General features: G+C 69.6%; 20 protein-coding genes. 6 read left to right on the top strand and 14 right to left on the bottom strand.

Annotated features, from left to right (window positions below; all coding sequences use genetic code 11):
- Positions 1 to 32: 32 nt before the first annotated feature.
- The 3 genes from paoA to paoC are packed head-to-tail and all read left to right on the top strand — an operon-like array spanning position 33 to position 3852.
- A complete protein-coding gene (paoA, locus tag C6569_RS08730; protein ID WP_146144762.1) occupies positions 33 to 692 on the top strand; it encodes an aldehyde dehydrogenase iron-sulfur subunit PaoA in 660 nt (219 codons plus the stop codon).
- Positions 689 to 1645: an FAD binding domain-containing protein gene (locus C6569_RS08725; RefSeq protein ID WP_106748479.1), complete on the top strand. Its 957-nt coding sequence runs from the start codon at positions 689 to 691 to the stop codon at positions 1643 to 1645. Before paoA ends, C6569_RS08725 begins: the two co-directional genes overlap by 4 nt.
- On the top strand, positions 1642 to 3852 hold the full coding sequence (gene paoC / locus C6569_RS08720) for an aldehyde oxidoreductase molybdenum-binding subunit PaoC (RefSeq protein ID WP_106748478.1): 2211 nt from the start codon (positions 1642 to 1644) through the stop codon (positions 3850 to 3852). The genes C6569_RS08725 and paoC overlap by 4 nt, the downstream gene beginning before the upstream one ends.
- 60 nt (positions 3853 to 3912) lie before the next feature.
- Here paoC and C6569_RS08715 read toward each other — a convergent pair whose 3' ends face one another.
- On the bottom strand, positions 3913 to 4530 hold the full coding sequence (locus C6569_RS08715; protein WP_106748477.1) for a glutathione S-transferase family protein: 618 nt from the start codon (positions 4528 to 4530) through the stop codon (positions 3913 to 3915).
- Between the two features lie 10 nt (positions 4531 to 4540).
- Positions 4541 to 5620, bottom strand: coding sequence for a TRAP transporter substrate-binding protein (locus C6569_RS08710; protein ID WP_106748476.1), 1080 nt, complete (start codon positions 5618 to 5620; stop codon positions 4541 to 4543).
- Positions 5621 to 5693: 73 nt separating this feature from the next.
- Between C6569_RS08710 and C6569_RS08705 the strand changes: the two genes are divergently transcribed.
- Entirely contained in the window at positions 5694 to 6347 is a 654-nt protein-coding gene (locus tag C6569_RS08705) for a helix-turn-helix domain-containing protein (protein ID WP_106748475.1), read from the top strand.
- A gap of 3 nt (positions 6348 to 6350) precedes the next feature.
- Here the strand turns inward: C6569_RS08705 and C6569_RS08700 are convergent, their stop codons facing one another.
- The 12 genes from C6569_RS08700 to C6569_RS08645 all read right to left on the bottom strand — a co-directional run bounded on the left by C6569_RS08700 (position 6351) and on the right by C6569_RS08645 (position 18142).
- The gene (locus C6569_RS08700; RefSeq protein WP_106748474.1) at positions 6351 to 7307 is read right to left on the bottom strand and encodes a PDR/VanB family oxidoreductase; all 957 of its coding nucleotides are present in this window, start codon (positions 7305 to 7307) and stop codon (positions 6351 to 6353) included.
- 2 nt (positions 7308 to 7309) lie between these two features.
- The gene (locus C6569_RS08695) at positions 7310 to 7720 is read right to left on the bottom strand and encodes an MOSC domain-containing protein (protein ID WP_245898275.1); all 411 of its coding nucleotides are present in this window, start codon (positions 7718 to 7720) and stop codon (positions 7310 to 7312) included.
- 181 nt (positions 7721 to 7901) lie between these two features.
- Complete coding sequence (locus C6569_RS08690; RefSeq protein WP_245898325.1) at positions 7902 to 8621, bottom strand: TetR/AcrR family transcriptional regulator; 720 nt, start codon at positions 8619 to 8621, stop codon at positions 7902 to 7904.
- Between the two features lies 1 nt (position 8622).
- Positions 8623 to 10296: an AMP-binding protein gene (locus C6569_RS08685; RefSeq protein WP_106748471.1), complete on the bottom strand. Its 1674-nt coding sequence runs from the start codon at positions 10294 to 10296 to the stop codon at positions 8623 to 8625.
- Between the two features lie 32 nt (positions 10297 to 10328).
- Positions 10329 to 11033 carry an ABC transporter ATP-binding protein gene (locus C6569_RS08680; protein WP_106748470.1) on the bottom strand — a complete coding sequence of 235 codons (705 nt, stop codon included), beginning with the start codon at positions 11031 to 11033 and terminating at the stop codon, positions 10329 to 10331.
- The gene (locus C6569_RS08675; RefSeq protein ID WP_106748469.1) at positions 11026 to 11796 is read right to left on the bottom strand and encodes an ABC transporter ATP-binding protein; all 771 of its coding nucleotides are present in this window, start codon (positions 11794 to 11796) and stop codon (positions 11026 to 11028) included. The genes C6569_RS08680 and C6569_RS08675 overlap by 8 nt, the downstream gene beginning before the upstream one ends.
- The gene (locus C6569_RS08670) at positions 11793 to 12794 is read right to left on the bottom strand and encodes a branched-chain amino acid ABC transporter permease (RefSeq protein ID WP_106748468.1); all 1002 of its coding nucleotides are present in this window, start codon (positions 12792 to 12794) and stop codon (positions 11793 to 11795) included. The genes C6569_RS08675 and C6569_RS08670 overlap by 4 nt, the downstream gene beginning before the upstream one ends.
- Complete coding sequence (locus tag C6569_RS08665; RefSeq protein ID WP_106748467.1) at positions 12791 to 13678, bottom strand: branched-chain amino acid ABC transporter permease; 888 nt, start codon at positions 13676 to 13678, stop codon at positions 12791 to 12793. Before C6569_RS08665 ends, C6569_RS08670 begins: the two co-directional genes overlap by 4 nt.
- Positions 13679 to 13748: 70 nt before the next feature.
- Positions 13749 to 15005 (bottom strand): ABC transporter substrate-binding protein, encoded by a 1257-nt coding sequence (locus C6569_RS08660; protein ID WP_106748466.1) that lies wholly within the window; start codon positions 15003 to 15005, stop codon positions 13749 to 13751.
- Positions 15006 to 15057: 52 nt separating this feature from the next.
- Positions 15058 to 15855, bottom strand: coding sequence for an enoyl-CoA hydratase/isomerase family protein (locus C6569_RS08655; protein ID WP_106748465.1), 798 nt, complete (start codon positions 15853 to 15855; stop codon positions 15058 to 15060).
- A complete protein-coding gene (locus C6569_RS08650; protein WP_106748464.1) occupies positions 15852 to 16958 on the bottom strand; it encodes an acyl-CoA dehydrogenase family protein in 1107 nt (368 codons plus the stop codon). The genes C6569_RS08655 and C6569_RS08650 overlap by 4 nt, the downstream gene beginning before the upstream one ends.
- Positions 16958 to 18142, bottom strand: coding sequence for an acyl-CoA dehydrogenase family protein (locus C6569_RS08645; protein ID WP_215905800.1), 1185 nt, complete (start codon positions 18140 to 18142; stop codon positions 16958 to 16960). Before C6569_RS08645 ends, C6569_RS08650 begins: the two co-directional genes overlap by 1 nt.
- A 260-nt stretch (positions 18143 to 18402) precedes the next feature.
- Here C6569_RS08645 and C6569_RS08640 point away from each other — a divergent pair, with 260 nt between their 5' ends.
- Positions 18403 to 19722: a tetratricopeptide repeat protein gene (locus tag C6569_RS08640; RefSeq protein ID WP_106748462.1), complete on the top strand. Its 1320-nt coding sequence runs from the start codon at positions 18403 to 18405 to the stop codon at positions 19720 to 19722.
- Between the two features lie 72 nt (positions 19723 to 19794).
- On the top strand, positions 19795 to 21882 hold the full coding sequence (locus tag C6569_RS08635; protein ID WP_106748461.1) for an ATP-dependent helicase: 2088 nt from the start codon (positions 19795 to 19797) through the stop codon (positions 21880 to 21882).
- The last annotated feature ends 27 nt before the right edge of the window (positions 21883 to 21909 follow it).

Raw genomic sequence — 21909 nt, 5'->3', positions numbered from 1 at the left:
CCGGCCGGCCCGCAGCCCCTGTCCGGCGGCCGATGTCCGTGCCGGCCCGCGCGACATGCCGGTGCGATCTTCGCAACCTTCCGCGGCTTCACACGTTCATCGCTGGTCCTTCGCGCCTCTCACCGGCGGCGCTCGATGTCCAACTCTCGACCCGCCGAGGAGGCGACGACGTGGCTTCAACGACGATGCCTGTGCGGTTCATGGTGAACGGCTCACCGGTCGAGCTGAGCCTCGATCCTCGCACGACCCTGCTGGACGCCCTGCGCGAGCACTTGCACCTCACCGGCACCAAGAAGGGCTGCGACCACGGCCAGTGCGGCGCCTGCACGGTCATCGTCAATGGTGCTCGCATCAATGCCTGCCTCAGCCTGGCCCTCCAGCACGAGGGCGACATCGTCACCACCATCGAGGGGTTGGGCACGCCGGAGGCCCTCCACCCCATGCAGGCCGCCTTCGTGGCGCATGACGCCTACCAGTGCGGCTATTGTACGCCGGGGCAGATCTGCTCGGCCGTTGCCGTTCTCGACGAGATCGCCTCGGACATCCCCAGCCACGTTCAATCGGACCTGTCGCGCGCGGCCGAGGCGACGCCGGATGAGCTGCGGGAGCGGATGAGCGGCAACATCTGCCGGTGCGGCGCCTATTCCAACCTCGCCGAGGCCATGGCCGCGGTGGCCGGGGGCGGGCGATGAGGTCCTTCACCTACGAACGCCCCACCGACCTCGTGTCCGCCGCCCGGGCGGTGGCGGATAGGCCCGGTGCCCGCTTCCTCGCCGGGGGCACCAATCTTCTCGATCTCATGAAGCTGGAGATCGAGACCCCGACCCATCTCGTCGACGTCCAGGATCTCGGCCTTGATGCGATCGAGCCGACGGGCGAGGGGGGCCTTCGCATCGGTGCGCTGGTCACCAACACGGCGCTCGCCGCCGACCGGCGCGTTCGGCGCGATTACGCCGTCCTCGCCCGCGCCATCCTGGCCGGTGCCTCCGGCCAGCTCCGCAACAAGGCGACCACGGCGGGCAACCTCCTGCAGCGGACGCGCTGCGGCTATTTCTACGACACGGCCATGCCCTGCAACAAACGCCGGCCGGGCGCCGGCTGTGCCGCCATCGGCGGCGCCTCGCGCCAGCTCGGGGTCATCGCGGTCTCGGACGCATGCATTGCGACATTTCCCGGCGACATGCCCATCGCCCTGCGGCTCCTCGACGCCGTGGTCGAGACCGTCGCCGGGTCGGGAGAGCGCCGCGCCATCCCCATCGCCGAATTCCACCGCGCCTGGGGCGAGACGCCGCATGTGGAAACGACGCTGCGACCGGGCGAGCTCATCACCGCCGTCGTCCTGCCGCCGCCTCTCGGTGGCCGCCATGCCTATGAAAAAGTCCGCGACCGCGCGTCCTATGCCTTCGCCCTCGTTTCGGTCGCGGCGGTGATCCAGCCGGACGGCACGGGCCGGGTCGCGTTCGGCGGCGTCGCGTCGAAACCCTGGCGGGTCGAAGAGGCCGAGGCCCTGCTGCCGCAAGGCGCCGCAGCGGTGACGGCGCGCGCCTTCGCCGGAGCGACGCCCACCGCGGAGAACGCCTTCAAGATCCCGCTCGCGACCCGGGCACTGGCTTCCATCATCGCGCAGACCAGGGGTGACGCATGAAGTTCTCGGAGCCCGCCACCCACAATCCGATCGACGCCATGACGGTGGTGGGCCGGCCGCACACCCGCGTCGAAGGCCCCCTGAAGGTGACGGGCCGCGCGCCCTATGCCGCCGAACACCATGAGGGCCTCGACGACCTCGCCTATGGCGAGATCGTGCCCGCCACCATCGCCAAGGGCCGGATCCTGCGGATCGATCTCGACGCGGCCCGCGCCGCGCCGGGCGTGCTCGCAGTCGTATCGGCCGGCGAGGCGGGCGAGCTCGGCAAGGGGAAGACCAATACCGTCAAGCTGATGGGCGGGCCCGAGATCGACCACTACCATCAGGCGATCGCCGTGGTGGTGGCCGAGACGTTTGAAGAGGCGCGACACGCCGCCCGGCTCGTCCGGGTGGACTATGCCACCGACGAGGGGCACTTCGACCTCGCCGAGGCACTCGCCGAGGCCGAGCCCTGCACCGATGCCAACGCCGCGCCGGCCGACGAGGAGCAGCGCGTCGGCCGCTTCGAGGAGGCCTTCGCGGCTGCGGCCGTCACGCTCGACGCGCAATACGCCACGCCCGACCAGAGCCACGCGATGATGGAGCCCTTCGCTTCCATCGCCTCCTGGGACGGGGACGAGCTGGCCCTCTGGACGTCGAGCCAGATGGTGGCATGGGGGCGGCGCGATCTCGCGGCCACGTTGAAAATGCCGAAGGAGAAGATCCGCTTCCGGTCGCCCTATGTGGGCGGCGGTTTCGGCGGCAAGCTTTTTCTCAGGGCGGATGCGGTGATGGCGGCGCTGGGCGCAAAGGCCGCGGGCCGTCCGGTGAAGGTCACCATGCCGCGGCCACTCATCCCCAACAACACGACACACCGTCCCGCCACCCGCCAGCGCATCCGGATCGGTTGCGAGCCGAATGGCCGGATCGTCGCCATCGCCCATGAAAGCGGCTCGGGCGACCAGCCGGACGGTGGTCCCGAGGCGGCGGTGAGCCAGACGCGGCTGCTCTATGCCGGGGCCAACCGTCTGACGGCGCTGCGGCTGGCCATCCTCGACCTGCCGGAGGGCAATTCGATGCGCGCACCGGGCGAGGCGCCGGGCATGATGGCCCTCGAAATCGCCGTCGACGAGATGGCCGAGAAGCTCGGCATGGACCCGGTGGCCTTCCGCATCGCCAACGACACACAGGTGGACCCCGAGAAGCCGGAGCGGCCTTTCTCGCAGCGGCAGCTCGTCCGCTGTCTCGAGGACGGCGCCCGGCGCTTCGGCTGGTGGCGGCGCGTGCCGCAACCGGCCTCGGTGCGCGAGGGGCGATGGCTCGTGGGAATGGGCGTCGCCGCGGCCTTCCGCAACCACATCGCCATGAAATCGGGCGCGCGCGTGAGGCTCACCCGGGGCGGCGGCGTGGTGGTCGAGACCGACATGACCGACATCGGCACCGGCAGCTACACGATCCTCGCCCAGACGGCCGCCGAGATGATGGGCGTTCCCGTGGGGGCCGTCACCGTGCGTCTCGGCGATTCCGCCTATCCGGTCTCCGCCGGCTCGGGCGGGCAGTTCGGCGCGGCCAACGCCACCTCCGGCGTCTATGCGGCCTGCGTGAAGCTGCGGGAGGCGGTCGCGCAGGCGCTCGGCTTCAACTCGGCGGAGGCGGTGTTCGCGGGTGGCCGCGTCACCAGCGGCAACCGGTCGGCGGCGCTCGCCGAGGCGGCCGCCGGCGGTGACCTCTCGGGCGAGGATCGCATCGAATACGGCGACCTCGACGAGACCCACCAGCTCTCGACCTTCGGGGCCCATTTCGTCGAGGTCGGCGTCGATGCCTATACGGGCGTCGCCCGCGTCCGGCGCATGCTGGCGGTCTGCGCCGCCGGCCGCATCCTCAATCCCGTGTCGGCGCGCAGCCAGGTGATCGGCGCCATGACGATGGGGGTCGGCGGCGCCCTGATGGAAGAGCTGGTCGTGGACACGCGGTACGGGTTCTTCGTCAATCACGACCTCGCGGGTTACGAGGTGCCGGTCCATGCCGACATTCCCCATCAGGACGTGGTGTTCCTCGACGAGGCCGACGACAAGGCCAATCCGATGAAGGCCAAGGGCGTCGGCGAACTCGGCCTCTGCGGGGTCGGCGCCGCGGTCGCCAACGCGCTCTACAACGCCACGGGCGTGCGGGTGCGCGACTATCCGATCACCATGGACAAGTATCTCGATCGATTGCCGCCCGTCTGACGGGGACGCGGAGGGGCCTCGGCTCGCTCCGCATCCCGCGACGCCGTCGGCCAGGCGAGGTCAGGGAATCGGCGGCGTGCCGAGCAGCCCGGGCATGGGGACATAGCCGGGCATGGCTTCGATCCGTTCCATCCAGTCGATGACATGGCGGAAGTCGTCGAGCGGCAGCTTTCCCTGTCGGGAGAGCCCGACATAGGGGTAGCAGGCGAGGTCGGCGATGGTCGCCCGGTCGGCCGCCAGCCAGGAGCGCCCCGCCAGTTCGCGGTCGAGGATGGTGAGGACGCGCAGGCCCCGGCGCGTCATCAGTTCGATGTCGATGTGCTCGCCGAGCAGGTAATAGAGTCGCGCCTGCTGGAGGCTGTTGTTGATCTCGTTGGTGGCGAAGGACAGCCACTGCACGACGCGCGCGGCCGGCTCCGGTTCCAGTGGAAACCAGTCCGGCCCGTAGCGTCGGGCGAGATAGACCAGGATGGCCTGGCTGTCCCAGATCACCGTCCCGCCGTCCTCGAGGATCGGAATCTGCAGGAGGGGATTGAGTGCCGCGAATTCCTCCTCCTGCTGCGGGCGGCCGCTGGGCACGTCCCGGAAGACGTGCTCATGGGCGAGCCCCAGCATGGACAGGAGCATGCGGACCTTGTGGCCGTTCCCCGACAGGGGATGGTCGTGAAGACGGATCATGCGCGGGCGCTCAGCCGCGATTGGCCGCGAGGAAGCGCTCTGCCGCGCCGTCGTTCACCGCGCTCCACAGCACCTGATCGTCGCGGAAGGCCTTCCAGTGCTGATGCACCTTGGCGAAGGTGGCGTCCTTCGCCGCGAAGTCCTGCATCGCCTCGGCCGTCGCCGTCTGCAGCGCCTTCATGATGTCGTTCGACCAGAAGCGCAGCTGGACGTTGGCGGCCAGAAGCCGGCGCAGCGCCTGGATGTTGTAGGCGTCGTACTTGGCCAGCATGTCGAGATTGGCCTCGGCACAGGCGGCCTCCAGCGCCTCGCGATATTGCGCCGGCAGTTCGCGCATCTTCGCCTCGTTGCCGATGAAGCAGAGAGAGGCGCCGAGCTCCATGACCCCGGGGGCGTAGTAGTTGTTGGCGACCTTGTGGAGACCGAGCTTCTCGTCGTCATAGGGACCGACCCACTCGACGGCGTCGAGCGTGCCGCGCTCCAGCGCCGGATAGACGTCGCCAGCGGGAATCTGCTGGACGACGACGCCGAGCTTGGAGAAGACGGAGCCGAGGAAGCCGGCGGCGCGCATGCGCAGGCCCTTCAGGTCGTCGACGGTCTTGATCTCCTTGCGGAACCAGCCGCCCATCTGCGCGCCCGTATTGCCGCAGGGGATCTGGACGACGTTGAACTGCTTGTAGAGGTCACGCATCAGGTCCAGCCCGCCGCCATAGCGCATCCAGGCATTGTGCTGGCGCGGCGTCATGCCGAAGGGCACGCCGGTGTCGAAGACGAGGGCCGGCATCTTGCCGATATAGTAGAAGCCGGCGGTGTGGCCGGCCTCGATCGTGCCGATCTGCACCGCGTCGAGGACCTGGAGAGGGCCGACGATCTCGCCGGCCGAGAAGACCTGGATCTCGAACTTGCCGTCGGTGAGTTTCGAGACCTTCTGGGCGATGGTCGTGGCGCCGCCGAAGACCGTGTCGAGGGACTTCGGGAAACTCGACTGCATGCGCCAGCGGATGGTCGGCTGGCTTTGGGCGAGTGCCGGAGCGGCGACCGCCGCGGCTCCTCCGGCAACTCCGAACTTGAGCATGTCGCGACGCTTCATTAAGCCCTCCTCAGTCTGGTAGACGAGTGTAGGCAAATTGTTGTCCAGAGAGCAACAGGGGCATCCGAAAACCGTGGCATCGACAGCGAAGAAAAAGCCGGGGAGCGCGACGGCGACCGACGTCCCCGCCTCGGCCCGTGCGACGGACCGGCAGGACACCGCCGCACGCATTCAGGGCATCGCGGCGCGGATCCGTTCGCTGCGCACCCGCGCCGGCATGACGCTCGACCAGCTGGCGGCCGCCACCGGCCTCGACAAGGGCTATCTGTCGCGGCTGGAACGCCAGGCAAAGACGCCGTCGATCACCACGCTGATGAAGCTCGCGGACGCCTTCGCGGTGGACCTCAGCCGGCTCTTCGGCGACACGGTGGAGCGCTCGGCGATCACCGTGGTCCGGCAGGCGGAGCGCATGCCCTATGGTGCCGGGGGCGACGAGCATGCCTACCAGGCCCTGTTCCAGGATGACGGGCAGCATCATCTCTCCGCCTTCGTCATGGAGCCGGGGGACCACGGCGACCGCGACATCGGCGAACATGCCGGCGACGAGATGATCTATGTGCTCAACGGCATGGTCGAGGTGGCCTTCGCCGACCATACGATCGTCCTGGAGGCGGGCGACAGCATGCGCTTCGAGGGCCACCTCAAGCACCGGCTGCGGCGCCTCGGCCCCGCGCGCTCCGAGGTCCTCATCGTCATCGCGCGGGACGGCGTGGCGAAAGAGCGCTAGGCCTCAGAGGTCGAGGACCAGCCGCTCGCTGGCGCAGCCGGAGACGCAGGGCGTCATGTACGTCAGCCGTTCCGCCGGCTTCATCACGAGGTCCCGGTGGATGGGGACGCCCTCGAGATAGCGGGTCTTGCAGGTCAGGCAGGCGCCGCCCTCGCAGGAGGCGTCGATCTCGACGCCTGCCTCGCGCAGCGCCTCGACGATGGTCATGCCGGCGGCGACGGGGACGCTTCGCTTCGACCGGGCGAGCTCGACGGTGAAGGCCTCGCCGCCGGGCGGAATGCGAGCGCTGCCGAAATGCTCGACGTGGACCGTGTCCTCCGGTCGGCCGGCGCCCGCCGCGACCACGGCCTCGATCATCCTCGCTGGACCGCAGCAATAGACATGGGTGTCGTCGGGCAGGCTTCTCAGCAGGCCGGCGAGGTCGATGCGGTTGCCGGCGCCATCGCGGCTCGCATGGATATGGGCGAGCCCTCGGCGCTCGAGCGTCTCCAGCCAGTCGCGGAAGGGCATGTCCGCCCGCGACCTGATGCAGGCGTGCAGCTCGAACGCCTCTCCACGCCGGCGCAGGGTTTCCACCATGGCCATGAGCGGGGTCAGGCCGATGCCGCCGCCGATGAGGACGTGGCGTCGGCCGGAGGCGGCGAGGGGGAAGTGGTTGCGCGGCAGCGACACGAGCAGCCTGTCGCCGGTCCGGATCGCATCGTGCATGAGGGCCGAGCCGCCGCGACCGCCGGCCTCCCGCTGCACAGCCAGGCGGTAGCGCACCCCGTCGGCAGGATCACCGCAGAGGGAATATTGGCGGACGGGTCCGCCGGGCAGGTGGACGTCGATATGGGCTCCCGCCTCGAAGGGCGGCAGCGGCCAGCCGTCGGGGTCCATCAGCGTGAAGGTGGAGATGGCGCTGTTTTCGCGCGTGATGTCGGTGACGACCGTGGTCACCCGATGATTGGGGCGGACCATGGTCACTCGCCCGTCATCACGTCGCCGACCCGCACGACCCCGCCGGTCAGGATGCGGGCGTGAAGGCCCGAGCGATGCAGCATCGGGGTGAAGACCTCCTGGCCGGTGATCTGCTCGATGTGGCGGCAGGGCGTGCTGAGCCGGGTACCCTCCAGCACCACGTCGCCGACCCGGAAGACCTTGCCGACGAGGTGGTTGAGGGGCGCGCCGCGGGTCGTGATGTTGCGGCGGTGATCGGCCGGCGCCATGCGGATTCCGTAGTCGCGCTCCAGCGCCACCAGGGTCTCGATCTCGAAGAGCGTGACCTGCCGGCCTTCCTCGGGACGGTCGGAATAGAATCCGGTGCCGGCGCGGTAACGATCACCCTCGATTCCCTCGCCCTTGATCAGGGTCAGGGCCTCGAAGGCGCCCATGGGCAGGAAGGCCCGTGGGCAACTGTGGAGATGTTCGACTTTTCCAGCCCACATGATCCATGCAACTTGTTGTCCAAGGGGCAATTATGCGGTCGGGCTCCGTGGGTGTCAAACAGTCCCGCCCGCCTGCCTCTCTGGAGTTGCCGGCGCGCATGCGCTCGCCAGAGCGACGGCAGCGGGCCTAGAGGGGTTCCTTCGGGAGGGGCCCGGCTGGTTGAGGCCGGAGTCTTCCGGGCTCCGTGTGGCGCAGCCCGTCGAGGAAGACGTCGAGATAGATCTCGAGCCGGGCCGGATCGAGGGGCCGCACGGCATTGCCGTCCTTGCAGAACATCATCAGCAGATAGGACCTCGCCCCGGTCAGGAGGGCCGCCACGGTCTCCAGATCCTCGTCGGCGAACTGGCGCAACTCACCGCGTTCCTTGCTCCGCTTCAGGGACCTCACGTAGCGCGCCTGGATCTCCTTCAGATATTGCTGGAAGGCGGCGGGCGCATAGAGCTCGGCCTCGTTCATCACCCGGTAAATCTCCGGATGAGAACCCAGGTACTCGAAATTGGCCGTCAGGCCGCGCCGCTCGATCTCCTCCAGCGACCGGCTGTCGCGGATGGCGGAGGTGAGGCTGTCGAGCATGGCGCCGCCGAGCTCGGGCAGGAGCACGTCGAAGAGCGCCTGCTGATTGGCGAAATGCAGATAGAACGCGCCGTGGGCGACGCCGGCCTCGGCCGTGATCCTGGCGATGGAGGCGCCGGCATAGCCGTGCCGGCCGACGACGACGCCGGCGGCCTCGATCAGCCGCCGCCGCGTCTCCGCGTTCTTGGCGGCCTGGCGCGCGCTCGGAGGCCGGCGCGCCGAGCGGCGGGGTTCGGGCCGATGGAGCGAGACCCGGTCCGTTCGGGAGGTCACGTCAGACAAGTGGAGATCCCGTAGAGGTGGCGGCGATCCTATCAGCGATCATGCGCCGGAGCATGTCCTTCTTGACTTTGCCCGATGCGGTTCGGGGCAGGTCGTCGACCAGTTCCAGATGCTCGGGAAACTTCTGCTTGGCAAGCCCCGCGGCCTCGAGATGGCGGACGAGTTCGGCGAGGTCGGGCGCATGACCGTCCTTCGGGACGACATAGGCACAGACGGTTTCGCCGAGGCGGGCATGGGGCATGGACACGGCCACCGCCTCGCGGACGGCGGGATGGCGGTGGAGGGCGTCCTCGATCTCCTTGGCGGAAATGTTCTCGCCGCCGCGAATGATCAGGTCCTTCTTCCGCCCGGTGATCAGGATGGAGTTGTCGGTCCCGACGAGGCCGATGTCGCCCATGCGGAAGAAGCCGTCGGCGGTGAAGGCCGCCGCCGTCTCAGCCGGATCGGCATAGCCGACGAACATGGCGGGCCCCCGGGCGAGGATTTCGCCCTCCGCGCCCGGCGCGACGTCGCGCTCCCGCTCATCGACGATCCGGACCTCGTAGTCGATGATCTGGCCGTCGGTCTGGGCGGCCAGCGAGGCGCTGTCGGGCGAGACGAAGCCGAGCGTGATCATCGGCGCCTCGGTGGAGCCGTAGACCCGCGTCGCGCGGCCCCTGGCGAAGAGCGCGTTGGCGCGGGCGACGAGGTCGGGTGGCACCGCCGCGCCGCCGCAGGCGAAGACCTTGAGCGAGGGCAGCCGCGATCCCGCCCTGTCGGCGGCGTCGACGAGTTCCTGCAGGAAGGGCGTGGCGCCGACGGTCACGGCGACGGCGTGGCGGTCTATCAGCCCGACGGCCTCCTCGGCGTTCCAGCGTTCCATCAGCACGGATGTGAGTCCGTGCTGGAACGGCTGTTCGAGGCCCCAGGCGAAGCCGGTCACATGGGTGACGGGAGAGGGCATCAGCACCACGTCGCCTTCGGCGAGCCGCCAGTGGTCGACGCAGGACGCCATCGAATGCGCCATGGTCTCGTGGGTGTGCAGGACGCCCTTCGGCATGCCGGTGGTGCCGGAGGTGTACATCACCATCTTGATCGCTTCCGGCACCTGGCGCGGCCAGGGAACCGGTCCGCCGCTCTCGGCCAGCGCCTCGAAGGCGATCGTGCCGGGGAGGGCGGCCGGAGCCTTCGCGACGACGACATGGCGGAGATAGGGCAGGTGCGGCCGCAGGCGCTCCACCATCGCGGCATAGTCGAAACCGCGGAAGGTCGCCGGGATGATGATTGCCTTCGCCCTGCAGTGGCGCAGGATCAGCCCGAATTCGGCATCGCGGTAGATCGGCACGATCGGATTGACCACGAGGCCGATGAGCGCCGCGGCGAGATCAACCGACAGCGCCTCCAGCCAGTTCGGCAGGGCGAAGGAGAGAACGTCGCCGGGGCGCAGCCCGAGCTCCCAGAGCCCCGCCGCCAGCCGCTCGGCCCGGACCAGCGCCTCGGCGAAGGTGAGCGTCGCCTCGCCGAGTTGCAGGCAGACCGTGTCGGGTGTCGCGGCGGCGCGCTCGCGCGCGTCGTCGGCGATGGTGCGGTTGCGCCAGGCACCCGTCGACCGGTGCCGGCCGACAAGGGCCGCATCGAGGCGCGAAGACCAGCCGCTGGGGTCGCGCCAGGGAAGGGGAGCGTTCATCGTCAACCTCGCAAGGCTTCTCTCGTCCCGCTCTATACCGCGAGATAGCGGGCTTCGAGATCGGGCGTCGCATCGAAGGTCCGCCAGTCGCCGGAGAAGACGATGGCGCCGGAATCGATGATGAGCAGGCGGTCGGTGCAGGCGCGAGCGAAATCGATGTTCTGTTCGGTGACGAGAAGCGCCAGGTTCTCCCGCCGCCGCACGGCCGAAATCTCGCGCGCCATGTCCTCGACGATGACCGGCGCCAGGCCTTCGGCCGGCTCGTCCAGCATCAGGAGCCTGGGGCGGGCCATCAGGCCCCGGCCCACGGCCACCATCTGCTGCTGGCCGCCGGACAGGCGGTCGCCGCGCCGCTCCAGGATCGGCGGAAGCAGGGAGAATTGCGCCGCGACCTCCTGAGGGGTCGGCGGCGTGACGCCCGGCGGACAGGCATGGCGCGCCAGTTCCAGGTTCTCCAGGACCGAGACATGGGGAAAGATCCGCCGGTCCTCCGGGACGAGGGCGATGCCCCGGCGGGCGCGGCGATGGGTCGGCTCCCCGGTCAGGTCGACGCCGTCGAAGCGGATGGTGCCCCTGGTGCGCGGGCCGGCATCCATGAGCGCCTTCAGCAGGGTCGACTTGCCGGCGCCGTTGCGGCCCAGCAGCGCCACGCCTTCGCCCGCCGCGATGGTCAGGCTCACCGCATGGAGGATGTGGCTGTCGCCGTAGAAGGCGTCGAGCTTGTCGATCTCAAGCATGATGGCCTCCGCGCCCGAGATAGATCTCCTTGACGAAGCTGTTGTTCCTGACGCCTTCGGGCGTGTCGGTCGCGACGATCTCGCCATAGTGGAGGACGCTGATCCGGGTGCCGAGGTGGAACACCACGTCCATGTCGTGCTCGGTGAGGATGAGCGTCGCCCCGGTCTCCCGCACGATGCGGTCGACGAGACGGACGGCCGACATGCGGTCGGCCGAGGCCATTCCGGCCGTCGGCTCGTCGAGCAACAGCAGGCGGGGCTTCAGCGCCAGCATCATCGCCAGTTCGAGGCGCTTCTTGTCGCCGTGGCTGAGGATGGAGGCCGGCTCGTCGCCGCGCGCCGCGAGGCCGAGATCGGTCAGGATTCTCTCGGCCTCGAGCCGCAGGGCCGGTTTCGGCGCGGTGGCGAAGCGCCATCCCGCCGTGCCGTTCGACACCTCGCCGGCCTCGAGCGCCACCACGACGTTCTCCGCCGGGGTCATGTCGGCGAAGATGCGGGCCACCTGGAACGAACGGCCCATGCCGGCGCGCACGCGCCGGAAGCCGCCGAGCCTGGTGACATCGCGGCCCTCGAACAGGATCCTGCCGGCGGAGGGGATGAGTTCGCCGCAGAGGGCGCGGAAGAAGGTCGTCTTGCCGGCGCCGTTCGGGCCGATCACCACATGGCGCTCGCCGGCCGCAACGGTGAGCGAGACGTCCTTGAGGATGGGCGCTCGGCCGTAGCCGGCGAACAGGCCCTCCACGAGGAGAGGGGCGTCGGTCATGGCCGGGCTCCTTCGGCGGCGGCATCGGTCACCGTGGCGGGTCGCTCACGCCGCCGGAGCCGTCGCACGACGAGGGCTGCGAGGCCGAGCAGTCCGCCGGGAATGGCGAGCACTACCGCCAGCAGCAGGCCGCCGGTGATGAGATCGGAGGCGCCGGCGAGGCTCCGCGTGGCGTATTCGACGCCGGAGAAGACGACGGCGCCCACCAGCGGCCCCCAGAAGTGCCCGGCGCCGCCGAGCAGTGTGAAGAGGATGGGTTTGGTGGATTCGCCCCAATGCGCGAGATCCGGGCTGACGATGGAGGTGAGGGGGCCCATCAGGCCGCCGGCTGCCGCCGCGCAGGCCCCGGAAACGGCGAAGGCCTCGAGCCGGCGCCGGCGCACATCGATGCCGAGGAAGGCGGCCCGCATCGGGTCGAGCCGGATGGCGCGGAAGGAGCGGCCGAGGCGGGAATGGGTGACCCACCAGAGACAGGCGATCAGCAGCGCCGTCACCAGGATGACGAAGACGTAGTAGGCCTGCCCGTCGGCGAGGTCGATGGGACCGATGCGCGGCCGGGGAATGCCGGTGAGGCCGTCGTTGCGGCCGAAGAACGAGGTCTTGGCGATGACGACATGGACGAGCTCGGCGAAGGCGAGCGTCAGCACCGCGAAATAGACGCCCTCGGTGCGGCGCAGAGCCACCAGGCCAATCGCCGTGGCGATGGCGGCGCCCGTGGCGGCCGCCGCTCCCAGCGCGACGAGGAACGGAATCTCGGGAACGCGGAGCAGCAGGAGGGCGACGGCATAGGCGCCCGCCGCCGAGAAGGTCGCCTGACCGAAGCTCAGGAGACCGGCGGTCGAGAACAGGAGGTTGAAGGCGAGGCCGAGGACGACGTTGATCGCCACGACGCCGGCGAGGAAGACGATGCCGCGGTTGGCGACCAGCGGCAGCAGCAGGGCGGCGCCGGTCAGCAGGCCGAGGACGAGGAGGAAGCGCAGGGCCGGGGACCTCGTCACGACAGCCTCCCCGAGGCGATCAGGCCGCGCGGCCGGATGAGCAGGATGGCGGCCAGGGCGACGAAGAACAGGACGCCCGGCATCTGCGGCAGCAGCGCCGTGCCGAAACTGTCGACGAGGCCGAGCAGGATGGCCGCGAGGAAGGCGCCGCGGATCGAGCCCATGCCGCCGACGATGACGACGCCGAAGGCCTGGATGATGAAGATGCCCGCGAGGTCGGGCGACAGGCTCTGGTTGGCGACGAGCAGGCCGCCGGCGAGGCCCGCGAGCGCGAAGCCGATGACGACCGTCGCCGAATAGATGAGCCCGACATTGACGCCGAGGAGGCGCGCCATCCACGGGTCGATGGCGATGGCCTGGATCAGGCGGCCGACCGAGGTCATGTTGATCAGCCATTCGAGCGCGAGGAAGACGACGACGCCGGCGACCACGACGAAGATCGAATAGTGCGGCAGGACGAGGTTGCCGAGGAAGGACACCTCGAAGAGCTCGGGCGGAGGCGAGGCGCTGACCACGTTGAGGCCCCAGACGAGCTTCACGAAACCATTGCAGACGAGAAGCAGGGCATAGGTCGCGACCAGGACATAGGCGCCGTCCACATGGGCGAGCCGTCTGAAGACCGCGCGGTCGACGACGAGCCCGACGATGCCGATCACCGCGCCGGCGAGGACGCTGGCGGCGAGGAAGCCCCAGATGTTCGCCATGGCCGCCGACCAGTTGGTCAGCGAATGGGCCACATAGGCGCCGATCATGAAGAAGCCGCCGTGCGAGAAGTTCAGCACGTGCAGGATGCCGAAGATCATGGTGAGGCCGGCGGCGACGAGAAAGGTCGCCATGCCCCAGACGAGGGCGTTGAAGAGCAGCGTGGGCAGGTCCGCGACCATGGGACGGCATCCCCTTCGAGGAAAAGGTGGGGAAGGCGGCGAACCGCCTTCCCCAGTTCCAGAGGGACCCTCAGGAGGGTTTGCGGAGGACCATGGCCTTGCCCGGTGTCGCCGGCTCGATGACGCCGGCGCCCGGGATCTTGACGTAGTCCGAAACCTTGAAGCCGACGTCGGAGCCCGCATCGGGCTCGATCTGGATCATCTCCAGGTCCTTGATGGCCTGGTTGTCCTCGGCGCGGATGGTGCGGGAGCCGGTGACCGTGTCGAAGGTCAGGCCCTTGAGGGCCTCGATGATCGCCTTGGTCTCCGTCGAGCCGGTCTTGGCGATCGCCGCCGCATAGGCCGCGACAGCCGCCTGCGCCTCGCCCGCCCAGCCCATCGGCATCTTCTGGCCGGTCTTGGCGACATAGGCCTCGTAGAAGGTCTTGCTCACGGGCGAGGAGTTGGCGGCGTAGTACCAGTGGGTGCCGGTCCAGTGCTTCGGCACCTGCGTCTTCAGAGCGTTGGCGACGATGAACTCGTTGGCGGCGTCCATGAGGATGCGGTTGTTGAACAGGCCAAAGGGGCGGGCCTGCTGGAAGAACGTCGCCGCGTCGCCGCCATAGGTGGCGTTGACGATGCCGCGGGCCGGGGTGCGCGCCGCCTGGGTGATGAAGTTGCGATAGTCGCCGCTGCCGTAGGGCACGATGATGGGATCGACGATCTGCGGCTGCTTGCCGGTGATCTTCGGATAGAACTCGAGCAGTCCGTCGACATAGATCGCCCAGACCGTGCGGCCGTATTCGTGGTCGGGGATGATGCCGGTCCAGCTCGTCACGTCCGGGAACTTCTCGGCCATCATGCGGGCCTGGGCGCGCATGCGGTAGGTGCCGTCGCCGATGCGGAAGACATGCGGGCTGTAGTTCTCGTGGTTGATCTTCTCGGACCCCGCGCCGCAGGTGAGATTGACGCCGTTCTCGGCCTGCATGAGCGGGCCGTAGGCGAGGGCGACGGTCGAGGCGATGGTGCCGAACTGCAGGTTGATGCCCATGCCGAGGAGTTCGCGCGCCACGGTGGTGGCGGCGGCCGGATTGGCCTTCTCGTCGCGGAATTCCAGGGCGAGAGGCCGGCCACGGACACCGCCGGCCTTGTTGATCAGGTCGACCGCCACCTCGGCGCCGTTCTTCACGAAGCTGCCGATGAACTCCTGCGGCCCCGAGAGCGGCGTCACCACGCCGAGGCGGATCGGCTCGTTGGTCTGGCCAACGCCGATCCGCGGATCGGCGGAGAGGGCAAGGGCGGTGCCGGCGCCCGAGGCCAGCAATGCACGGCGGGTCAGCTTGGTCATGGTGGTTTCCTCGTGGGTGGTCTGTGTTGTTCTTGTTGGGGCAGTGCGGCGCTCAGCGACCGGTGAAGACCGGCTTGCGCTTTTCCCGGAAGGCGTTGACCGCTTCCTGGTGGTCGGCGGTCAGGTTCGACATGGTCTCGTAGGCGAGGCCGGCGTCGAAATGGGCGTGGAACAGGGCCTTCAGCGGGAGGTTCGTGGTGATCTTGGTCCAGTTGATCGCCTTCAGAGCGCCCCCGGCCAGCCGCTCGGCGAGGCCGTAGACCTCCGCGTCGAGGTTTTCGGGGGCGACCACCTTGGTGACGAGTCCGATGCGCTCGGCTTCCGCCGCGCTCATCAGGTCGCCGGTCAGGAGGTAGTGCTTCGCCTTTGCGTAGCCGACGAGCTGCGGCCATATGAAGGCGCCGCCGTCGCCGGCGACGAGGCCGACGGAGACGTGGGGGTCACCGATCTTGGCCTTGTCCGAGGCGACGATGACGTCGCAGAGCAGGGCGAGGGAGGCGCCGAGCCCGGTCGCATGGCCGTTCAGGCGGCAGATGAGCGGTTTGTCCAGATCGAGCTGGCTGAAGACGATGTCCTTCGCCTCGCGGCCCGTCGCCTCGAACTCCTCCGGGCGGTCGATGGTCGACTGCATCCAGTCGATGTCGCCGCCGGCGCAGAAGGCACGGCCCTCGCCGGTGAGCACGACGATGTCGGCGTCCGGGTCGTTCCGGACGTCGACGAAGATCCGCGACAGTTCGCGATGGAGCTGCGCATTGACGGCGTTCAGCTCGTCCGGCCGATTGAGGGAGATCGTCAGGATCCGGCCCCGTCGCTCGGCCTTGATGGTCTGGTAGCTGTCGTAACGGCTCACGGGCGATGCTCCTGGGCAGGGAGGGGGTGGCCGGCGTCGAGCGCGGCGAAGCGGGCGCGATAGGCGTCGTCGTCGCCGTAGCGGCCCTCGGCCGCGACGAGCGCGCGGAAGTGGTGGCTGACCCGCAGGTCCTCGGTGATGCCGATGCCGCCGTGCATCTGGACGGCCTCCCGGCCGATGAGGCGGGCCGCACGACAGGCCACGACCTTGGCGACGGCGACGGCGCGGCTGAATTCCGCGCCCGGTCCGGCCGCGCAGGCGGCGTCGACGACCGCCTCGGCTTCCTCGAGCGCGATGGTCATGTCGACGGCCCGGTGCTGCAGGGCCTGGAAGCGGCCGATCGGCTGGCCGAACTGCTGGCGCGTCTTGAGATAGGCGAGGGTGTCGGACATGAGCACGCGCATCGAACCCACCGCCTCGGCCATGGCGAGGAGGGCGCCGCGGTCGAGCGCCGCGTCAACGGCTGCATCCGCATCCGCCAGCGGCAGCAAGCGGTCCTCCGGAACGACCGCGTCGAGCGTGACGTCCATGAGGAGGCGGCCGTCGAGGGCCGCATAGCAGCGGCGCTCGACGCCGCCCTCCGCCGTGGCGACAACCGCAACCGTGCATGTCCCGTCCGCTCGCCGGGCGGGAACGAGAAGATGGTCGGCGAGGGCGGCGCCCTCGACGGCGACCAGGCGGCCGCGGAGACGCCACCCGTCGGAGCCCGGCTCGAGCGTCGCCGCACCGTGGCCCCTGGCATAGCCGGCATCGGCGCCCTGGTGAGCCAGAACCGGCACGGCCGTGCCGGCGAGGGTCGCCGCCACCAGAGTGTCAACGAAGGGGCCGCCCGCTTCGGCCAGCAGCGGCAGGCCGACGCCTGCAACCGCCATGACGGGGACGGTGCAACGCGCCTCGCCGACCGCTCGCGCGAGTTCCGCGAGGTCGCCGAGGCCGAGCCCGAGACCGCCGGCCTCCTCTGCCAGGCCCACGGCGAGCCATCCGGCGTCCACCATGGCTGCATAGACGCCCGGGACCTGGCCGCCGGCAGCGAGAAGCCGCGCGGCGCTGTCGCCGAGAGCCCGGCGCATGTCGTCCTGCGGGGAGGGCACCGACGTCGTCATCACAGGCCCAGCCCCTGTTTCGCGATGATGCCGCGCTGGATCTCGTTCGATCCGCCGTAGATCGTCGCCGCCCGCAGGTGCATGAATTCGCTGGCCATGCCCACGGCTCCCGTCGGCCAGGCCGGCGGCACGTCTGCGCCCGGGTCGAGCGAGGCGGGATCGAAGGGAATGCCGAGCCTGCCGAGGGCGCGCATCATCTCCTCGGTGACCCGCTGCTGCAGTTCGGAGGAGCGGATCTTCAGCATGTTGACCTCGACGCCGCCGGGAGCGTCGCCGTCCGCCCGCGCCAGCAGCCGGGCGCAGACCGCTTCCAGCGCGGCGAGGTCGATGGCGATGTCGGCGATCCGTGCGGCGAAGGCAGGGGTCTCGGCCAGCGGCCGGCCGCCCTCGGTCAGCGCTGCGGCGGTCGCCCGCAGACCGGCGAGAAGATGGCGGATGCGTCCGGTCTCGGCGGCGATCAGGCGCTCCTGGACCAGCAGGAACTTGGCGTAACGCCAGGCCTTGCCCTCCTCGCCGACCAGGTTCTCGGCCGGCACGCGGACGTCGTCGAAGAAGACCTCGTTGACGTGATGCTTGCCGTCCATGGTGGCGATGGGGCGGACCGTGACGCCGGGGGATGTCATGTCCACCAGCAGGAAGGAGACACCGTCCTGGGGACGCTCGCCCGACTGCGTCCGCGCCAGGCAGAACATCCAGTCCGCCCAGTTGGCATAGGTGGTCCAGGTCTTCTGCCCGTTGAGGACGTAATGGTCGCCCTGCAGGTCGGCACGGGTCTTCAGGCCCGCGAGGTCCGAGCCGGCATTCGGCTCCGAATAGCCCTGGGCCCAGAAGTGATCGGCGCTGAGGATGGGCGGCAGGAAGCGGCGCTTCTGCGCGTCGCTGCCGAAGGTGTAGATGACCGGTCCCACATAGGCGACGCCCATGGGGATCAGCCAGGGTGCGCCCTCTTCGGCCAGGGTCTGCTCGAACAGCCAGCGCTGCAGCGGCTTCCAGCCGCGGCCTCCCCACTCGCGGGGCCAGTGGCCGCCCATCCAGCCCCGCTGGAACAGGATGTTCTGCCAGCGCTGGTGGTCCGCCCGCTCGAGGGACAGGTTCTCCTCGACCTTGCGGCGGATGTCCGCAGGCAGGGCCTGGCGGCAGAAGGCCCGCACCTCCTCGCGGAATGCCCTGAGTTCAGCCTGCACCGTCGTTTCCACCCGAAGTTATGAATTATGATCCACTGATCATACTTTTATCGAGCCGGGTGACAACGGCGTGATGCATCCCCCAAGCGGGATAGATCACTCAGCAGAGGCGACGTGGCCCCCGCGAGCGCCGGGTGGGCGTCGCGGCAGCGCTCTGCGGCGCCAGCGCCATGGCCGGCCGGCTCCATTGCCGCTGGTGCGGACCGCGGAATGGTGCATCCATTGCGTTCTCGCGCGACGCCTGCCTCCGGAGTTCGATCATGGCCCCTATCGATGGCCGCGGCCTGCCCATCACCACCAGCTCCGGCGAGGCGGCGGCGCTGTACCGCGAGGGCGTCGACCTGCTGCTTTCGGCCTGGCCGGGTGCGGTGGAGACGCTGCGCCGGGCGGTGGAGGCCGATCCGGGCTTCGCCCTCGCCCATGCGGCGCTGGCGCGGGCCCATGCCGTCCGGGCGGAACCGCAGGATGCGCGCAGACACATCGCCCAGGCGGTGGAACTCGCCCAGGTGAACGGCACCGAGCGGGAGCGGAGCCACGTGGAGGCGCTGTCCCTTGCCATCGGCGGGCAGGGCGCGCGGGCCCTCGACCGCGTCCTCACCCATCTCGACACCTGGCCGCGCGACGTCGTCATCTTCGGGCTGCCGCTCGGTGCCTTCGGCCTCTTCGCCTTTTCCGGCATGGCCGGGCACGACCAGGCCCGCGTCGACCTGTGCGAGCGCCACGCGGCCCAGTTCTCCGACGAGGACTGGTGGTTCCTGACCTATCGTGGCTGGTCGCAGGCGGAAAACGGCGCGGTCGCGCTCGGTCGCGATCTCGCGGAAAGAGGGTTCGCGCTGCGGCCGGCCAATGCCAACGGCGCCCATGCCGTCTCGCACGCCATGTTCGAGGAAGGGTCGGGAGCCGCGGCGGAGGCGTTCATCGAGGACTGGCTGCCGAGCTATGACCGGTCGGGGGTCCTGCACGGCCATATCGCCTGGCACCAGGCGCTGGCGGCGCTGGAGCGGGGCGATGCCGCGAGGGCTCTGTCCATCTATGACGGGTACGTCCAGCCGGCGGCATCGACCGGCCTGCCGATCAACATCGTCACCGACACGGTGTCGTTCCTCTGGCGAATGGCGGCCTACGGGCACGGCGTTCCCGCCGAGCTGTGGCGGCAGGCGGCGGATTATGCCGAGGAGAAGTTCCCGACGCCCGGCCAGGCCTTCATCGACGTGCATCTGGGGCTCGCCCAGGCGGCGACGGGCCGAACAGGGCTGTTGCAGCAGCGCATCGACGACACGACGAGGCTGGTCGAGGCCGGCACGCTGGCAGCCGGCCCCGTCGTGCCCGGCATGTGCCGGGCCGCCTTGGCCTTCGCGGAGGAGCGCTACGCGACCTGCGTCGCCATTCTAGAACCACTGGCGTCGGAGGTGTTGCGCATCGGCGGCAGCGGCGCGCAGCGCGAGGTCTTCCACGACACGCTGCTCGTCGCGCTGATGCGCAGCGGAGAGACCGAGAAGGCCCGCAGGCTGCTCGACCAACGCCTGCACCGGCGACCCTCGCCGCGCGACAGCGCGTGGATGCGGAGCCTCGCGGCCTGATCGACGCGCCGTCGTTCCCCGCGGCCCGACGCCGCCGATTGCGAACGAAGCGGAAACATCGTTCAGTCGGCCATGTCCGAGATCATCGATTCGCCGCCCGGCAGCGAGGCCGTCGACCACCTCGACCGGCTCAATCCGGCCCAGCGGGCGGCGGTCGAGCACGGCGAGGGCGGCATTGCCGAGCCGCTTCTGGTCATCGCCGGCGCCGGATCGGGCAAGACCGACACGCTCGCCCATCGTGTCGCCCATCTCATCGTGAAGGGGGCCGATCCCCGACGCATCCTGCTCATGACCTTCTCCCGTCGGGCGGCGGCGGAGATGAAGAACCGCGTCGAGCGCATCGCGCGCCGGGTGATGGGGGAGAAGGCCGCGACGCTGACCGAGGGGCTGACCTGGGCGGGGACCTTCCACGCCATCGGGGCGAGGGTCCTGCGCGACTATGCCCTCGAGATCGGCCTCGACCCCGCCTTCACCATCCACGACCGGGAGGATTCGGCCGATCTGATGAACCTCGTGCGCCACGAGCTCGGCCTCTCCGGCGCCGACAGTCGGTTCCCGACGAAGGGCACGTGCCTGGCCATCTATTCGCGGGCCGTGAACATGCAGGCCGACATCGCGCCCGTCCTCGCCAGACATTTTCCCTGGTGCGCCGGCTGGGCCGAGGAGCTCAAGCGGCTCTTCGCCGCCTATGTCGAGGCCAAGCAGGCGCAGAACGTCCTCGACTACGACGACCTGCTCCTGTGGTGGGCGCAGATGTGTGCCGAGCCCTCGATGGCCGCCCATCTCGGCTCGCGCTTCGACCATATCCTCGTTGACGAGTACCAGGACACGAACCGCCTCCAGGCGGCGATCCTGCTGGCGCTCAAGCCGGAGGGCCGGGGGCTCACGGTCGTCGGCGACGACGCGCAGTCCATCTATTCGTTCCGGGCCGCCGAGGTGCGCAACATCCTCGATTTCCCCCGGTCCTTTCCCGTGCCCGCCCGTATCGTCACCCTGGACCGGAACTACCGCTCGACCGACACCATCCTCGATGCCGCCAACCGCGTGATCGGCGAGGCGGCCGAACGTTTCACCAAGGATCTGTGGACCGAGCGGCGATCCCACGAGAAGCCGGAACTCGTCAGCGTCCGCGACGAGGCCGACCAGGCCCAATTCGTCGCCGCGAGCGTGCTCGCCGCGCGTGAGGAGGGCATCGCGCTGAAATCGCAGGCCGTGCTGATTCGCGCCGCCCACCATTCCGGACCGCTGGAGGTCGAGCTGACCCGGCGCAACATCCCCTTCGTCAAGTTCGGCGGGTTGAAGTTCCTCGACAGCGCCCATGTGAAGGACGTGCTCGCCGTCCTGCGCTTCGCCGAGAATCCGAAGGACCGGGTGGCCGCCTTCCGCGTCATGCAGCTCATGCCGGGGATCGGGCCGAGCGCGGCCGCCGCCGCGATGGGGGCCATGGCCATGGCGCTCGACCCGGTGCTGGGCCTCCAGGTCTATCGGGCCCCGGCGCGGGCGCAGGAGCACTGGCCGGCCTTCGTCGATCTCTTCGCCGAGCTGCGCTCGAAGCGGGCATGGCCGTCCGACCTGGAACGCGTCCGGCTCTGGTACGAGCCCCATCTGGAGCGCCGCCATGAGGACGCGACCTCGCGCCATGCGGACCTCGTGCAGCTCGAGCAGATCGCCTCCGGCTACGCCTCGCGCGAGCGCTTCCTCACCGAACTGACGCTCGACCCGCCGGACGCGACCAGCGACGAGGCGGGCCCACCGCATCTCGACGAGGACTATCTCATTCTCTCGACCATCCATTCAGCCAAGGGCCAGGAATGGACGAAGGTGTTCATCCTCAACGCCGTCGACGGCTGTATCCCATCCGATCTCGCCGTCGGCACGAAGGAGGAGGTCGAGGAGGAGAGGCGGCTGCTCTACGTCGCCATGACCCGCGCCCGGGACAGTCTCCACGTCGTGACGCCGCAGCGATTCTTCGTGCACGGTCAGGCGGCGCGCGGCGACCGGCACGTCTATGCCTCGCGCAGCCGCTTCATCAGTGCCGACATGCTCGACCGCTTCGCCCGCCTGTCGTGGCCGCCCCCGTCGGGGGAAGCGGGCGGGCGGGCGCCTCGGCCCGACGTGCAGGTTGACCTGAAGGCGAGGATGCGCGGCATGTGGCGCTGACCTCGGACGAGGCCCGGGAGCCGCCGC

Origin of the sequence: Phreatobacter cathodiphilus (assembly GCF_003008515.1) — a bacterium.
Classification (GTDB): Bacteria; Pseudomonadota; Alphaproteobacteria; order Rhizobiales; family Phreatobacteraceae; genus Phreatobacter; species Phreatobacter cathodiphilus.
The sequence above is the reverse complement of the archived record's forward strand: the minus strand, read 5'-3'. Positions and strand labels throughout refer to the sequence as shown.

Excerpts from the sequence above, each read along its gene's own strand:
- paoA (WP_146144762.1), top strand. The coding sequence starts at position 33 with ATGTCCGTGCCGGCCCGCGCGACATGCCGGTGCGATCTTCGCAACCTT.
- C6569_RS08725 (WP_106748479.1), top strand. The coding sequence starts at position 689 with ATGAGGTCCTTCACCTACGAACGCCCCACCGACCTCGTGTCCGCCGCC.
- paoC (WP_106748478.1), top strand. The coding sequence starts at position 1,642 with ATGAAGTTCTCGGAGCCCGCCACCCACAATCCGATCGACGCCATGACG.
- C6569_RS08715 (WP_106748477.1), bottom strand. The coding sequence starts at position 4,530 with ATGATCCGTCTTCACGACCATCCCCTGTCGGGGAACGGCCACAAGGTC.
- C6569_RS08710 (WP_106748476.1), bottom strand. The coding sequence starts at position 5,620 with ATGAAGCGTCGCGACATGCTCAAGTTCGGAGTTGCCGGAGGAGCCGCG.
- C6569_RS08700 (WP_106748474.1), bottom strand. The coding sequence starts at position 7,307 with ATGGTCCGCCCCAATCATCGGGTGACCACGGTCGTCACCGACATCACG.
- C6569_RS08695 (WP_245898275.1), bottom strand. The coding sequence starts at position 7,720 with ATGGGCGCCTTCGAGGCCCTGACCCTGATCAAGGGCGAGGGAATCGAG.
- C6569_RS08685 (WP_106748471.1), bottom strand. The coding sequence starts at position 10,296 with ATGAACGCTCCCCTTCCCTGGCGCGACCCCAGCGGCTGGTCTTCGCGC.
- C6569_RS08680 (WP_106748470.1), bottom strand. The coding sequence starts at position 11,033 with ATGCTTGAGATCGACAAGCTCGACGCCTTCTACGGCGACAGCCACATC.
- C6569_RS08675 (WP_106748469.1), bottom strand. The coding sequence starts at position 11,796 with ATGACCGACGCCCCTCTCCTCGTGGAGGGCCTGTTCGCCGGCTACGGC.
- C6569_RS08665 (WP_106748467.1), bottom strand. The coding sequence starts at position 13,678 with ATGGTCGCGGACCTGCCCACGCTGCTCTTCAACGCCCTCGTCTGGGGC.
- C6569_RS08660 (WP_106748466.1), bottom strand. The coding sequence starts at position 15,005 with ATGACCAAGCTGACCCGCCGTGCATTGCTGGCCTCGGGCGCCGGCACC.
- C6569_RS08650 (WP_106748464.1), bottom strand. The coding sequence starts at position 16,958 with ATGACGACGTCGGTGCCCTCCCCGCAGGACGACATGCGCCGGGCTCTC.
- C6569_RS08640 (WP_106748462.1), top strand. The coding sequence starts at position 18,403 with ATGGCCCCTATCGATGGCCGCGGCCTGCCCATCACCACCAGCTCCGGC.
- C6569_RS08635 (WP_106748461.1), top strand. The coding sequence starts at position 19,795 with ATGTCCGAGATCATCGATTCGCCGCCCGGCAGCGAGGCCGTCGACCAC.